Origin of the sequence: Streptomyces sp. V4I8 (assembly GCF_041261225.1) — a bacterium.
In the GTDB taxonomy this organism is placed as follows: domain Bacteria; phylum Actinomycetota; class Actinomycetes; order Streptomycetales; family Streptomycetaceae; genus Streptomyces.
Window position 1 is genome coordinate 3,671,164 of the sequence record NZ_JBGCCN010000001.1, and the last position, 13,769, is coordinate 3,684,932.

A 13,769-nucleotide genomic window follows, 5' to 3' on the forward strand; every position below is an offset into this window, starting at 1 on the left:
CCGGGCGCCGCGCCTGGTCCGGCGATATGCCGGTGACGTCCGCGGCTCGCGCGTTGCGCGACTGCCGCCGTCCGGGGCGCGGGCGCCGCACGGGAGCTCTCTGTGTCCTGTCTCGCCGGTTCCGTACGCCGAATGCGTACGGCCTGGCGAAAGTCTTCTGGTCGGTGCGCTGCCCGACCCAGGTGGCTCCCGAGTACGAGGGCGGCGCTTCGACGTCCGTCCCTACGCGGAACCTTCCTTACGCCGACGCCGTCGCGGTGGCAGCGGTCTCGGCCTCGGTTGGGGCCGTCGCTGCCTCGCGGTCGGGCGCGAGCGGGTCGGTCACCGTGCCGGTCTCTTCATCGAACAGCCCCTGCGCCAGCCTGGTCACCGCTGCGGGGACCGGCGGCGCCAGGTCGGCCACGGCGCGGAGACCGGACAGGACGTCGTCGGGTCGTACGGCAGGCGTCACGTGCCGAACAACCAGCCGCAGTATCGCACAGGGCTGGTCGGTCGGCCTATCAGCCGTCGAACTGTGCGTCTCTGTTCCTTTGCTGTTTTCCAGGTGGACGACCGCCGGACGGGCGTCGAAAGTGCGCACGCCGTTCTTGGTCATGCGCTGGACCTCGACGGCCTCGGCGGCGTTGAAGGCGGCGATCGCGCGCTCGGCCTCGGCCGGGTCCACGCCGTCGAGCCGCAGCTCCCAGACGGACGCCGTGAGCCGGTCGGCGAGCCCGGAGGTACGGGCCTCGACCGACTCCACGACGTCGAGCCCGGTGGGCATCGACTCGTCGAGGAGCACTCTCAGCTGCTCCGGATCGCGCGCCTCGGTGAGCGCGATCTCCAGATACTCCGCCTCACTGCCCGTGCCGGTGGGTGCGGCATTGGCGTACGACACCTTCGGATGCGGCGTGAACCCCGCCGAGTACGCCATGGGCACCTCGGCACGGCGCAGTGCACGCTCGAAGGCGCGCTGGAAGTCACGGTGGCTGGTGAACCGGAGGCGGCCGCGCTTGGTGTAGCGCAGTCGGATGCGCTGCACCGCGGGTGCGGGCGGCGGGCCTTCGGGCTGTCGCTTGCCCAGTGTCGTTCAGTCCTTCGTGAGAGCGGTCGTACTGCTACCAAGAGTACGTGTCTCGCGGCCCCGAGGTTCCCGCGCGGCCACCGCTTCCCGTTTCTCCGGCTCCCCGAGCAGCATCCGCCGGAAGTCGGCCCGCGCCTGCCGTACGGACTCGCGGGCGGCGGTGAGGGCCTGCCGGGTGGCCCTGCCCACACTGCGCGCGGCCTCGGCGGCGGGCCGCAGCACCGCGTCCCGGACGACGTGCCCGATCGGCGTGAGCACGCTCCGGTACACCCACCGCACCGGCTCCACGAAGGTCCATCGGAAGAGGTGGGCGAGGAACCGTCCGAAGGCCAGCGAGATCCGCCCGGCGACCCGCCAGGCGTGCCCGAGCGCGTCCCAGACCTCCCTGCCGATGACGGCGATCACCCGGCCGACGGGGGCGAGGACCCATCGGTACAGGCCCAGCGCGGGCAGTACGAACAGCACGCGGGCCGTCCAGTACAGCGCGATCCCGATCCCGGTGGCGATCGTGCTCACGAGCCACACGAGGCCCCTCGCGCACCAGGCGATCGCCCGCCCGACCGGCGCGAGGATCCACTCGTACACCCACAGGGCCGGGACGACGAGGAGGTACCGCACCAGCCAGGCCACCACGCCGAAGATGCCGAGCCCGATCGCGGCGAGGACGGCGCCGAGGCCCCGCAGGACCCACATCACCGCATGCCCGATCGGGGTGAGCACGCGCGCGTAGAGCCACCCCAGTCCTGACCCGATCCCTCGCGCCAGCCACGCGCACGCGTGCCCCAGGGGAGTCAGGACGTAGCGGTACAGCCACACCGCGGGTACGACGAAGAGCACGTGCCCCAGCCAGGCGAGCCCCTTCGCCAGGGGCACCACCAGGTACCGCCACAGCGCGACGAACGGCCACACGAACACCGCCCGGCCGAGCCACAGCAGCGCCCGCCCCAGCGGCCGGAGCACCGTGTCGTTCAGGAAGCGCCCGGCGACGACGAGCGCGTCCCACGCCATCCGCACCGGCACGACCAGCACGAGCACGACGATCCGCACCGGAAGGCGGATCGCGACCACCAGGCACCCTTCGGGTTCCCGGCGCTGCGGTGGTGGCGGCTTTTCGAGATCCATACCGTCGTAGACGCAGGGAACCGGCCGGTCGGATGCAGGTCAGGGACACGATCCGGCAACTACTTCCATCGCGAGCACTGCGGTCGAGCCGTCCCCGATGCGGCCAAGGTCCTCCAGCGGCAGACAACTCTCCACCTCGCCAACGGGCACACACCGACGAGCCCCCTTTCCCAGCCGGGAAAGGGGGCTCCAAGCGCCACGCAGTCACGCGGCCGCTCAGTCACGCCGAGGCGCCGATATCCAGCGCCCCGCCCACCTCAGTGCGAGTGACCGCTCGGCGCCGGCGCGGCGTTCTTGACCGTCAGCGGCAGCAGCTTCTTGCCGGTCGGGCCGATCTGGATGTGCGTGTCCATCTGCGGGCAGACCCCGCAGTCGAAGCACGGCGTCCACCGGCAGTCCTCGACCTCGGTCTCGTCGAGGGAGTCCTGCCAGTCCTCCCAGAGCCAGTCCTTGTCGAGGCCGGAGTCCAGGTGGTCCCAGGGGAGGACCTCCTCGTACGTCCGCTCACGCGTCGTGTACCAGTCGACGTTGACGCCGAAGGGGGCCAGTGCCTTGTCGGCGCACTGCATCCAGCGGTCGTAGGAGAAATGCTCGCGCCAGCCGTCGAAGCGGCCGCCGTCCTCGTAGACCGCGCGGATGACGGCGCCGATGCGGCGGTCGCCGCGCGAGAGCAGCCCCTCGACGATGCCGGGCTTGCCGTCGTGGTAGCGGAAGCCGATGGAGCGGCCGTACTTCTTGTCGCCGCGGATCTTGTCGCGGAGCTTCTCCAGACGGGCGTCCGTCTCCTCGGCCGAGAGCTGCGGGGCCCACTGGAAGGGGGTGTGGGGCTTGGGGACGAAGCCGCCGATCGAGACCGTGCAGCGGATGTCGTTCGAGCGGGAGACCTCGCGGCCCTTGGCGATGACCTTCGTCGCCATGTCGGCGATCTGCAGGACGTCGTCGTCGGTCTCGGTCGGCAGGCCGCACATGAAGTACAGCTTCACCTGGCGCCAGCCGTTGCCGTAGGCGGTGGAGACGGTCCGGATCAGGTCCTCTTCCGAGACCATCTTGTTGATGACCTTGCGCATGCGCTCCGAGCCGCCCTCGGGCGCGAAGGTCAGACCCGACCTACGGCCGTTCCTGGTCAGCTCGTTCGCCAGGTCCACGTTGAACGCGTCGACGCGGGTGGAGGGCAGGGACAGGCCGATCTTGTCCTCCTCGTACCTGTCCGCCAGGCCCTTGGCGATGTCGCCGATCTCGCTGTGGTCGGCGGAGGAGAGGGACAGGAGGCCGACCTCCTCGAAGCCCGTCGCCTTCAGGCCCTTCTCCACCATGTCGCCGATGCCCGTGATCGAGCGCTCGCGCACCGGGCGGGTGATCATGCCTGCCTGGCAGAAGCGGCAGCCCCGGGTGCAGCCACGGAAGATCTCCACCGACATGCGCTCGTGGACCGTCTCGGCCAGCGGCACGAGGGGCTGCTTCGGGTACGGCCACTCGTCGAGGTCCATGACGGTGTGCTTGGACACGCGCCACGGGACACCCGACTTGTTCGGTACGACACGGGCGATACGGCCGTCCGCGAGGTACTCGACGTCGTAGAACGCCGGGATGTACACCGAGCCCGTCTTCGCGAGCCGGAAGAGGACCTCCTCGCGGCCGCCCGGCTGCCCCTCCGCCTTCCACTCGCGGATGATCTTGGTCATGTCCAGCACGGCCTGTTCGCCGTCGCCGATGATCGCCGCGTCGATGAAGTCGGCGATCGGCTCGGGGTTGAACGCCGCGTGGCCGCCGGCCAGGACGATCGGGTCGTCGATGGTCCGGTCCTTGGACTCGAGCGGGATGCCCGCCAGGTCCAGCGCCGTGAGCATGTTCGTGTAGCCCAGCTCGGTGGAGAAGGACAGGCCGAACACGTCGAAGGCCTTCACTGGCCGGTGGCTGTCCACCGTGAACTGCGGGACGCCCTGCTCGCGCATCAGCGCCTCCAGGTCCGGCCACACGCTGTACGTGCGCTCGGCGAGGACGCCCTCCTGCTCGTTCAGGACCTCGTAAAGGATCATGACGCCCTGGTTGGGCAGCCCGACCTCGTACGCGTCGGGATACATGAGCGCCCAGCGGACGTCACACGACTCCCACGGCTTGACCGTGGAGTTGAGCTCTCCGCCGACGTACTGGATCGGCTTCTGCACATGCGGGAGCAGAGCTTCGAGCTGCGGGAAAACCGACGCAGCGACTTCGGCAGGCATCTCGCGAACCTTCGTGAGCTGGACTGAACGGACAGGGGTGACCATCTAGCCTAACGCGACCGCGGACACCCCCAGCACGTCCGAAGGCTCAGAGGACGTCCGCCCCGCCCTTGATCCCGTCCCAGACCCCGGGCAGCTCGGCCTCCACGGCCGCCGCCCGCTGCTCCTCACGCCCGTACAGCAGCCCGTACGTGAAGGCGCTCTCCCCCGCCGCGTGCGCCACCGCGGACAGCTCGCGCAGGGTCTGGCGGGCCATGACGCTGTCCTGGTGCTCCCCGAGCAGGTTCTGCAGGGACTTCATGGTCTTGGTCAGGGACTTGGCGGGCTTGCCCAGGGCCGGGGTGGCCGCCTCCGCCGCGTAGCGGGTGCGCTTGGTCTTCTTGCGGGCCTCGTGGATGGCGACGTCCCGGTCGGTGCCGGGTTCCAGCTCCAGAGCCTGCTCGACGAGCGCGGCCACCTTGCCGAAGTCCTTCCGCACGGCCTTGGGAAGCACCTTGCCGGGCTTCTTCCCGGCCGCCTTCCGCAGCGGCGGATCCGTGAGCACCCCGTCCAGGGCGTCGAGCAGGTCCAGATAGCGGCGGGAGTCGAGGACCCCGATCAGCCGCCCGCTCGCCCCGCCGGGCCTCTCACCAGCCCAGTGGCTCACCCGATCGGCGACCGGACCCGATACCAGCGCGTGGGGCACCTCGTCGAGAGCCGCCGACAGCCGTTCGTTCAGCACCTCCCGGTCCCGGTCCACACCCAGCTCGCCGGCCAGCCACTTCAGCTCGTCACCGATGGGATCGGTCACCGCCCGGTCCAGGACCTTGCCGAACGACTTGAAGGTGCTGCGCATCCGACGGGTGGCGACGCGCATGCTGTGGACGGAGTCCTCGACGTCCCGGCGCACGGCGGGGTCGAGCCCGACGATCGCGTCCCGCTGTACGCGGACGTACGCGAGCACGTGGTCGCCCGCGGTCACGGGATCCTCGACGGCCGCGGGGACGGGCTTCTTCGGGGCGGTCTCGGCCATGGCTCGCGCGAGCTTCGACGCCGCCTTCGACGGCCTTACGCCTGCCTTGCGCAACCGCTTCTCGACCTTGTCCAGGAAGCCCGGGTCGACGCCGTCCGCCAGCTCCACCTCGATCTCGGTCCACTGGGCGATGCCGTCCCCTCCGGCGAGCCGTTGCGCGTGCACGGCGTCCACGCTCACCTCGGCCAGCACCCGGCCCTCGGCGTCCACGAGGTCGCGCACATCACGGTCGGAGCGCAGCCGGACCACGGGCACCAGCTCGGCGTGCCGCACCCGGGAGCGGACGAGGCCGGCGAGGGTGTCGGGCAGCGTGTCGGAGATCGGTGCCTGGATCTCGTCCCGTACGCCCGGGGCCACGGGGAACTTCAGATGCCAGCCCGCGTCGGAGCCGCCCGTCCTGCGGCGCAGGGTGAGCGAGGACGCGGCAAGGCGCTCGTCCACGGTGTCGTAGTAGGTGGCGTCCAGCTCCGCGACACCCTTGTCGATGACGGCCGCGACGCCGGCGACGCCGGTCAGGTCGGGCAGGCCGCTGTCGTCGGATTCATACTTCCGCTCGATTTCGCGCTTCGTGTCCGCCATGACCTGAATCTAGTGGGAGTCAGGTCCGGATGACAGGGCTTACCAGCCATGAGCCGCAGGCGAACAGGCGGGTGACGGCAGGAAAAACGGCCCATGCGGCCCGCTCCGGCGGGCGCCCGGCACGAGTTCTGGCGGTGCGCACGGCACTGGTCCGGCGGAGCGCACGACACTGGTCCGGCGGGGCGCACGGCACTCTGGTCCGGCGGAGCACACGGCACCGCTTCGGCGGGCCCCGGCCGCCCCGATCCGGCACCACCGCAACAGGCCGACATCCCATCCCCCGGCCGACGCCGAGCCCGGGTTGAACGCCACGCCCCAGCCGACGCCCGGCCTGGCAGGGGACCGCAGTCCCGATTCGACGCCATGACAACAGGCCCCACTCCAACCAGCCACCGGCCTACACCGCAGCCGCCGTCCGGCACCAGGCCACCACGACAACCAGCCTCCGACCGACACCTCGGCCCCCGGCCGACGCCGAAGCCCCAACCCCGGCCAACACCGCAGCACCGGTCCGCACACCCGCCCCAGACACCCGCCCCGGCCAAGCGCAGCGGTCACGCAGCGGTCACGCCGACATAGGGCGCTGCACTCTGATCGACTGCAGCAACCCCACCGCCACCCACACCGCGAACATCGACGACCCGCCGTACGACACGAACGGCAGGGGCAGGCCGGTCACCGGCATGATGCCCAAGGTCATCCCGATGTTCTCGAAGGCCTGGAAGGCGAACCAGGCCACGATGCCCGCCGCGACGATCGTCCCGTACAGCTCGGTCGTCTCGCGGGCGATACGGCAGGCCCGCCAAAGGATCACGCCGAGGAGCAGGATGATCAGCCCGCCGCCGACGAAGCCCAGCTCCTCCCCCGCGACGGTGAAGACGAAGTCGGTCTGCTGCTCCGGCACGAACTGGCCGGTCGTCTGCGAGCCGTGGAACAGGCCCGAGCCCGTCAGCCCGCCCGAACCGATCGCGATGCGTGCCTGGTTGGTGTTGTAGCCGACGCCCGCCGGGTCGAGCTCCGGGTTGGCGAAGGCCGCGAAGCGGGCGATCTGGTAGTCGTCCAGGACGCCCAGCTGCCAGACCGCGATCGCCCCCGTGGTGCCCGCGCCGATCAGCCCGAAGACCCAGCGGTTGGTGGCCCCGGACGCGAGCAGCACGCCCAGCACGATCACCACCATCACCATGACCGAGCCGAGGTCGGGCATGAGCAGCACGATCAGCATCGGCACGGCGGCCAGGCCCAGTGCCTGCACCACCGTGCGATGGTCGGGGTACTGCTTGTCGCCCGCGTCCACTCTCGTCGCCAGCAGCATCGCCATGCCCAGGATGATCGTGACCTTCACGAACTCCGAGGGCTGGAGGGAGAAGCCGCCGGGGAGCTTGATCCAGGAGTGGGCGCCGTTGATGGTGGAGCCGAGCGGGGTGAGCACCAGCAGGATCAGGAAGACCGAGACGCCGTAGAGGATCGGCACGGCCGTGCGCAGGGTGCGGTGCCCCAGCCACACGGTCCCGATCATCAGCGCGAACCCGATACCGGTGTTCAGGATGTGCCGGATCAGGAAGTAGTACTGGTCGCCCTGGTTGAGCTCGGTGCGGTTGCGGGTCGCCGAGAAGACGAGGATCGAGCCGATCAGCGACAGCGCGATCGCCGACAGCAGTATCGGCCAGTCCAGCCGGCGGGCGAGCGAGTCGCGGGCGAACAGACGGGTCCAGCCCGCCCGTTCGGGCCCGTACCCGGAGACCTGGAAACTGTTGGCGCCGGTCATGTGAGCATCCTCCGGCTTCCTCGCCGACGCGCCCCGCGTCGCCTGCGCCGGGTGTCCCGGTTCTCGGGTGTCGCCGTCGCCACGGTCCCGGCGAGCTGCTGCCCGTCCGGCTCGGCCTCGCCCTTCTGGCTGACCCGCTGGTCCTTCGCCGGGTCCTTGGAGACCTTCGGCGAGGTGATGGTGCCGTCCGTGCGGACCTTCGGCAGGCTCTTCTGCGGCGTGGGCAGCAGCGCGTTCTTCTTGTTGATCGCACCGTCGTCGGAGACGCCGTACAGCGCGTCGTAGATGTTGCGCACGGCCGGACCCGAGGCGCCGGAACCCGTACCACCCTGGGAGATCGTCATGACGACCGAGTAGTCCTTGGTGTACGTCGCGAACCACGAGGTCGTCTGCTTGCCGTAGACCTCCGCGGTACCGGTCTTGGCGTGCATCGGGATCTTGTCCTGCGGCCAGCCGACGTCCGCGAACCGCCAGGCGGCCGTACCGCGGGTGGCGACGCCGGCGAGGGCGTCGTCCATCGAGGCCAGCGTCTGCTTGCTTATGGGCAGCTTGCCGTGCGACTTGGGCTTGATCTCCTCGACGGTCTTGCCGTCGGCGCTCACGACGGCCTTGCCGACCGTGGGGTCGTAGAGGGTGCCGCCGTTGGAGATGGCCGCGTAGATGGTCGCCATCTGGATGGGGGTGACGAGGGTGTCGCCCTGTCCGATGGAGTAGTTCACGGAGTCACCGGCGCGCAGCCGGTTGCCTTCGAGGCAGTTCTCGTAGGCGATCTTCTCGGCGTAGCTGCCGTCCCTCTTGCCGTACTTGCACCAGGCGTCCTTGTTGGCCTTCCAGTAGTCCAGCTTCCACTGGCGGTCGGGGACGCGGCCGGTGACCTCGTTGGGCAGGTCGATGCCGGTCTCCGCGCCGAGGCCGAACTGGTGGGCCGTCTTGTAGAACCAGTCGTTGGCGTTCTTCTTCGGCTTGGTGCCGCCGTCCCGCTTCCACTCCTCGTGGGAGAGCCGGTAGAAGACGGTGTCGCAGGAGACCTCCAGGGCGCGACCCAGGCTGATCGGGCCGTACCCCTTGGACTCGAAGTTCTTGAAGACCTGGCCGCCGATGGAGTACGAGCTGGAGCACTGGTACGGGCCGTTGAAGGAGTATCCCGCGTTCACCGCGGCGGCCGTCGGGACGACCTTGAAGATGGAGCCGGGCGCCGACTGGCCCTGGATCGCCCGGTTGAGCAGTGGGTAGTTGGAGGCCTTGCCGGTGAGCTTCTTGTAGTCCTTGGCGGAGATACCGCCCACCCAGGCGTTCGGGTCGTACGTCGGGTTGGATGCCATGGCGACGATGCGGCCGGTCTTGGCCTCCATCACGACGACCGCGCCCGAGTCGGCCTTGTACGGCTCGTTGGTGTTGCGGTCCCACTCCTTGCGGGCCTGCTTCATCGCGTCGTTCAGCTCGTACTCGGCGACCCGCTGCACGCGGGCGTCGATGCTGGTGACGAGGTTGGAGCCGGGCTGGGCCTCGTCCGCCTTGGCCTGGCCGATGACCCGGCCGAGGTTGTCGACCTCGTAGCGGGTGACGCCGGCCTTGCCGCGCAGCTCCTTGTCGTACTGCCGCTCCAGGCCGGAGCGGCCGACCTGGTCGGAGCGCAGATACGGCGAGTCGGTGTCCTGGGCCTGCTGGAGCTCCTCGTCGGTGACCGGGGAGAGGTAGCCGAGGACCTGGGCGGTGTTGGACTCGCCGGGGCTCGGGTACCGGCGCAGGGCCTGGGGCTCGGCGGTGATGCCGGGGAAGTCCTCGGCGCGCTCACGGATCTGCAGGGCCTGTTTGGGGGTGGCCTCGTCGGTGATGGGGATCGGCTGGTACGGCGAGCCGTTCCAGCACGGCTGCGGGGTCTCGGCGTCGCACAGCCGGACCTTCTCCTGGACCTCCTTGGGCGTCATGCCCAGCACGCCGGCCAGCTTGGTGAGGACCGCCTCGCCGTCGTCCTTCATCTTCAGCAGGTCGGTGCGGGAGGCGGAGACCACCAGCCGTGTCTCGTTGTCGGCGAGCGGCACACCGCGCGCGTCCAGGATCGAGCCGCGCACGGCGGGCTGCACGACCTGCTGGACGTGGTTGCCGGACGCCTCCTTGGCGTACGCGTCGCCCTCGCGGATCTGGAGGTACCACAGGCGCCCGCCGAGGGTGCCGAGGAGGGAGAGGACGAGGACTTGGATGACGATGAGCCGGATCTGGACGCGTGGCGTCCGGCCGGTCTCGGGGATGTTGGTCACTGCGGCTGCCTCCCCCTCTCAGTGCGAGTACCGGTACGAGTACCAGTGCGGATACGGCTGTGTGTGTACGAGTGATGAACGGCCGGCCCGTGCGGCCCGGTTCCTCCCGGACTCACCCGTCCGGGTGAACTCCCCTGTCCTCACAGTCGCTTGACCCCCTTGATGCGCCCCGCGCGGGCCGTTCGCGCCCGCACCGCCTTCCCCTTCAGGCCGCCCTTCAGCCCGCCCAGCCCACCGCGCTGGCCGCCGATGCGCAGGCCGGTGCCGCCGGAGAGCCAACCGGTGGAGATGTCGGCCTTCTTCGTCTGGGAGTTGCTGTCGGCGAGCGGGTCGTTCTCCGCGCGCCGGGCCAGCGCCATGATCCCGGGGACCACGAACGGGGCGAGCAGCAGGTCGTACAGCGCGGCCGTGAACAGCAGGCTGCCGAGGCCGACATGGCGGGCCGCGGTGTCCCCGACGAGGGCGCCGACCCCGGCGTACATCAGGGTCGTGCCGATCGCGGCGACGACCACGACCACCATCGGCCCGGTGGCCGACTTGAGCCGGCCGTTGTCCGGCTTGATGAGCCCGGCGAGATAGCCGATGACGCACAGCACCAGCGCATAGCGGCCGGCGGCGTGGTCGGCGGGCGGGGCGAGGTCGGCGAGCAGGCCGGCGCCGAAGCCGATGAGGGCGCCGCCGACATGGCCGTAGACCATGGCGAGGCCCAGGACCGTGAGCAGCAGCAGGTCGGGGACGGCGCCCGGGAGGTGGAGGCGGGCCAGGACGCTCACCTGGATCACCAGGGCGACGACGATCAGGGCGGAGGAGAGCAGGATTCGGTTGACGCGCATGGGGCTTCAGCTCCTACTGCTCTTGCTCGTACTGGTTCTGGTCGTCACCCGGAGGCTGATCCTCGCCGTCGGCCCGAGGCTCGTACTGACCGTCCGCCCGGGGCTGGCTCTGGCCGTTCGCCTGGGGCTGGTTCTGACCGTCGGCCGGGTCCTCGGCGCCGGGCGTGACGGTGACCGTCACGGTCGGTGTGGGGGTCGGCTCGGGCTTGTCGGGGAGCACGGTGTCGCGCGGGTCCTTGCTGGGTGCCTGGACGACGACGCCGACGATGTCGAGCTTGGAGAAGGCGGCGTACGGCGTGACGTAGAGGGTGCGGGTCAGGCCGCCGCCGGACGGGTCGACGCGGGAGACGACACCGACGGGGACGCCGGGCACGAAGGGCTTGTCGGCCTGCGAGCCGAAGGTGACGAGCCGGTCGCCCTTCTTCACCTCGGCCTTGCCGTTGAGGAGTTCGACGCGCAGCGGGCGGTCGCCCTGGCCGGAGGCGAAGCCGAGCTCGTCGCTGGCCTCCATGCGGGTGCCGACGGTGAAGTCGGGGTCGTTGGCGAGGAGCACCGTCGCGGTGTTCGGGCCGACGGTGGTGACCCGGCCGACCAGCCCGTCCCCGTTCAGGACGGTCATGTCGCGCCGGATGCCGTCGTTCTCGCCGACGTCGATGGTGATCGTCCAGGAGAAGCCCTGGGCCGCTCCGATGGCGATGACCTCGGCACCCTTGATGCCGTACTGGCCCTCGCCCGCGACCTTCAGCATCTTGTCCAGCTGCTTCAGCCGGCTGCGGTTGCGGTCGTCGCTGCCGAGCCTCGCCTTGAGGGCGGCGTTCTCCTGCTCCAGCGCGGCGAGCCGGTCGTGGCGCTCGCCGGAGTCACGGATCGCCGCGACCGCGTTGCCGACCGGGTCGACCGCCGCGGACACGCCGTTCTCGATCGGGCCGAAGACCGTGGCCGCGGCGGACCGGGCACCGTCGACCGGGGAATCCTCACCGCCGCGGATGTCCACCGTGATCAGCGCGAACGCGATGGCGATCAGCAGCACCAGGAGCAGCCGGCTCTCTCGTGTGTCCCTCACGTGCGGCGGCCGTGCCTTTCCTCATAGGAATGTGCAGAGGTTTAGGTGTTCAAATGTGCAGAGGCTTATGGGTGAGCTTATGCCTCTATATCAACGATCCGCCGTACGAGAGGAGATCATCCCGTACGGCGGAATCGAAGAGTTACGTCATCTGCGGGGCTGGGCGTCCAACACCTGCTGCAACGCCTCGAACTCCTCGACGCACTTGCCGGAGCCGAGCGCCACGCTGTCCAGCGGGTCCTCGGCGATGTGGATCGGCATGCCGGTCTCGCGGCGCAGGCGCTCGTCGAGGCCGCGCAACAGGGCGCCGCCGCCGGTCAGAACGATTCCTCGGTCCATGATGTCGCCGGACAGCTCCGGCGGGCACTTGTCGAGGGTCGTCTTCACCGCGTCCACGATCGCGTTGACCGGTTCCTCGATGGCCTTGCGCACTTCGGCCGCGGAGATGACGACGGTCTTCGGCAGCCCGGAGACGAGGTCCCGGCCGCGGATTTCGGTGTGTTCGTCAGCGTCGAGGTCGTACGCCGAACCGATCGTGATCTTGATCTGCTCGGCCGTCCGCTCACCCAGCAGAAGGGAGTACTCCTTCTTGATGTGCTGGATGATCGCGTTGTCCAGCTCGTCGCCCGCGACGCGGATGGACTGGGCGGTGACGATGCCGCCGAGGGAGATGACCGCGACCTCCGTGGTGCCGCCGCCGATGTCGACCACCATGTTGCCCGTGGCCTCGTGGACCGGCAGGCCGGAGCCGATGGCCGCGGCCATGGGCTCCTCGATGATGTGCACCTGGCGGGCGCCGGCCTGGGACGACGCCTCGATGACGGCGCGGCGCTCGACGCCCGTGATGCCGGAGGGCACACAGACGACGACCCGCGGACGAGCCAGATACCGCCGCTTGTGGATCTTCAGAATGAAGTAGCGGAGCATCCGCTCGGTGATCTCGAAGTCGGCGATGACGCCGTCCTTCAGCGGACGTACGGCAACGATGTTGCCGGGCGTGCGCCCGATCATCTTCTTCGCTTCGGCGCCGACCGCGAGGATGCCACCGGTGTTGGTGTTGATCGCGACGACGGACGGCTCATTGAGTACGATCCCGCGACCCCTGACGTACACCAGCGTGTTGGCGGTCCCGAGGTCGACAGCCATGTCACGGCCGATGAACGACATTGAGTTCCCCATCAGGATTCGTCTGGCCTTCCTGGGAGCTTTTGATGGCTTTTCAGGTCGGCGAAGTGGGTGCTGTGACGTGAAGGCTTCTATCGTAGACGCGCTTTCGCGAACACTGCGGGAGGGTCTTCGCCATTGTCAGCAGATGGCGAGTCGCCCCGCTTGTGGAGACGGGCCATCGGGGGCACTCGTTCCCTCGATCGTCGCGCATATGCCGCTGGGCGGCCGGGTTTCTTCGGCCGCCCCAGGTCGGGCCGGGTGACCGGGCTCAGGCGCGGCCCGGGAAGAAGATCTTCACCTCGCGCTCGGCGGACTCCTCGGAGTCGGAGGCATGGATGAGGTTCTCACGGACGATCACACCGAAGTCACCCCGGATGGAGCCCGGAGCGGCGGCGATCGGGTCGGTCGGACCGGCCAGCGCGCGCAGCCCCTCGATGACCCGCTCGCCCTCGACGATCAGGGCCACGACCGGGCCGGAGGCCATGAACTCCACCAGCGGCTCGTAGAAGGGCTTGCCCTTGTGCTCGCCGTAGTGCTGCTCCAGCGTCTCCTGGTCCAGGGTGCGCAGCTCCAGCGCGGTGATCTGCCAGCCGGCCTTGCGCTCGATACGGCTGATGATCTCGCCGGTCAGGCCTCGACGGACGGCGTCGGGCTTGAGGAGGACGAGGGTGCGCTGGGTCACGGA

The 13,769-nt window shown here is 69.7% G+C and carries 10 protein-coding genes; all 10 read right to left on the reverse strand.

The genetic code is table 11. The features are described 5' to 3' along the window. Positions 1–238: 238 nt before the first annotated feature. Positions 239–1,021, reverse strand: coding sequence for a TIGR03936 family radical SAM-associated protein (locus tag ABIE67_RS16625; RefSeq protein ID WP_370257875.1), 783 nt, complete (start codon positions 1,019–1,021; stop codon positions 239–241). A 48-nt stretch (positions 1,022–1,069) separates the two neighbouring features. Continuing rightward, complete coding sequence (locus tag ABIE67_RS16630) at positions 1,070–2,185, reverse strand: hypothetical protein (RefSeq protein WP_370257877.1); 1,116 nt, start codon at positions 2,183–2,185, stop codon at positions 1,070–1,072. Between the two features lie 257 nt (positions 2,186–2,442). Beyond that, positions 2,443–4,407, reverse strand: coding sequence for a TIGR03960 family B12-binding radical SAM protein (locus ABIE67_RS16635; RefSeq protein ID WP_370257879.1), 1,965 nt, complete (start codon positions 4,405–4,407; stop codon positions 2,443–2,445). Positions 4,408–4,495: 88 nt separating this feature from the next. Further along, positions 4,496–5,998: a CHAD domain-containing protein gene (locus ABIE67_RS16640; RefSeq protein ID WP_370257880.1), complete on the reverse strand. Its 1,503-nt coding sequence runs from the start codon at positions 5,996–5,998 to the stop codon at positions 4,496–4,498. A gap of 565 nt (positions 5,999–6,563) precedes the next feature. Next, positions 6,564–7,763 (reverse strand): rod shape-determining protein RodA, encoded by a 1,200-nt coding sequence (gene rodA, locus ABIE67_RS16645; RefSeq protein WP_370257882.1) that lies wholly within the window; start codon positions 7,761–7,763, stop codon positions 6,564–6,566. After that, complete coding sequence (gene mrdA / locus ABIE67_RS16650; protein WP_370257884.1) at positions 7,760–10,021, reverse strand: penicillin-binding protein 2; 2,262 nt, start codon at positions 10,019–10,021, stop codon at positions 7,760–7,762. The genes rodA and mrdA overlap by 4 nt, the downstream gene beginning before the upstream one ends. A 140-nt stretch (positions 10,022–10,161) precedes the next feature. Continuing rightward, entirely contained in the window at positions 10,162–10,854 is a 693-nt protein-coding gene (mreD, locus tag ABIE67_RS16655) for a rod shape-determining protein MreD (protein ID WP_370257886.1), read from the reverse strand. A 13-nt stretch (positions 10,855–10,867) separates the two neighbouring features. Next, a complete protein-coding gene (mreC, locus tag ABIE67_RS16660) occupies positions 10,868–11,917 on the reverse strand; it encodes a rod shape-determining protein MreC (RefSeq protein ID WP_370257888.1) in 1,050 nt (349 codons plus the stop codon). Positions 11,918–12,064: 147 nt separating this feature from the next. Next, complete coding sequence (locus ABIE67_RS16665) at positions 12,065–13,084, reverse strand: rod shape-determining protein (RefSeq protein WP_004931372.1); 1,020 nt, start codon at positions 13,082–13,084, stop codon at positions 12,065–12,067. A gap of 268 nt (positions 13,085–13,352) precedes the next feature. Further along, entirely contained in the window at positions 13,353–13,766 is a 414-nt protein-coding gene (ndk, locus tag ABIE67_RS16670; protein ID WP_030052239.1) for a nucleoside-diphosphate kinase, read from the reverse strand. Positions 13,767–13,769 lie beyond the last annotated feature (3 nt).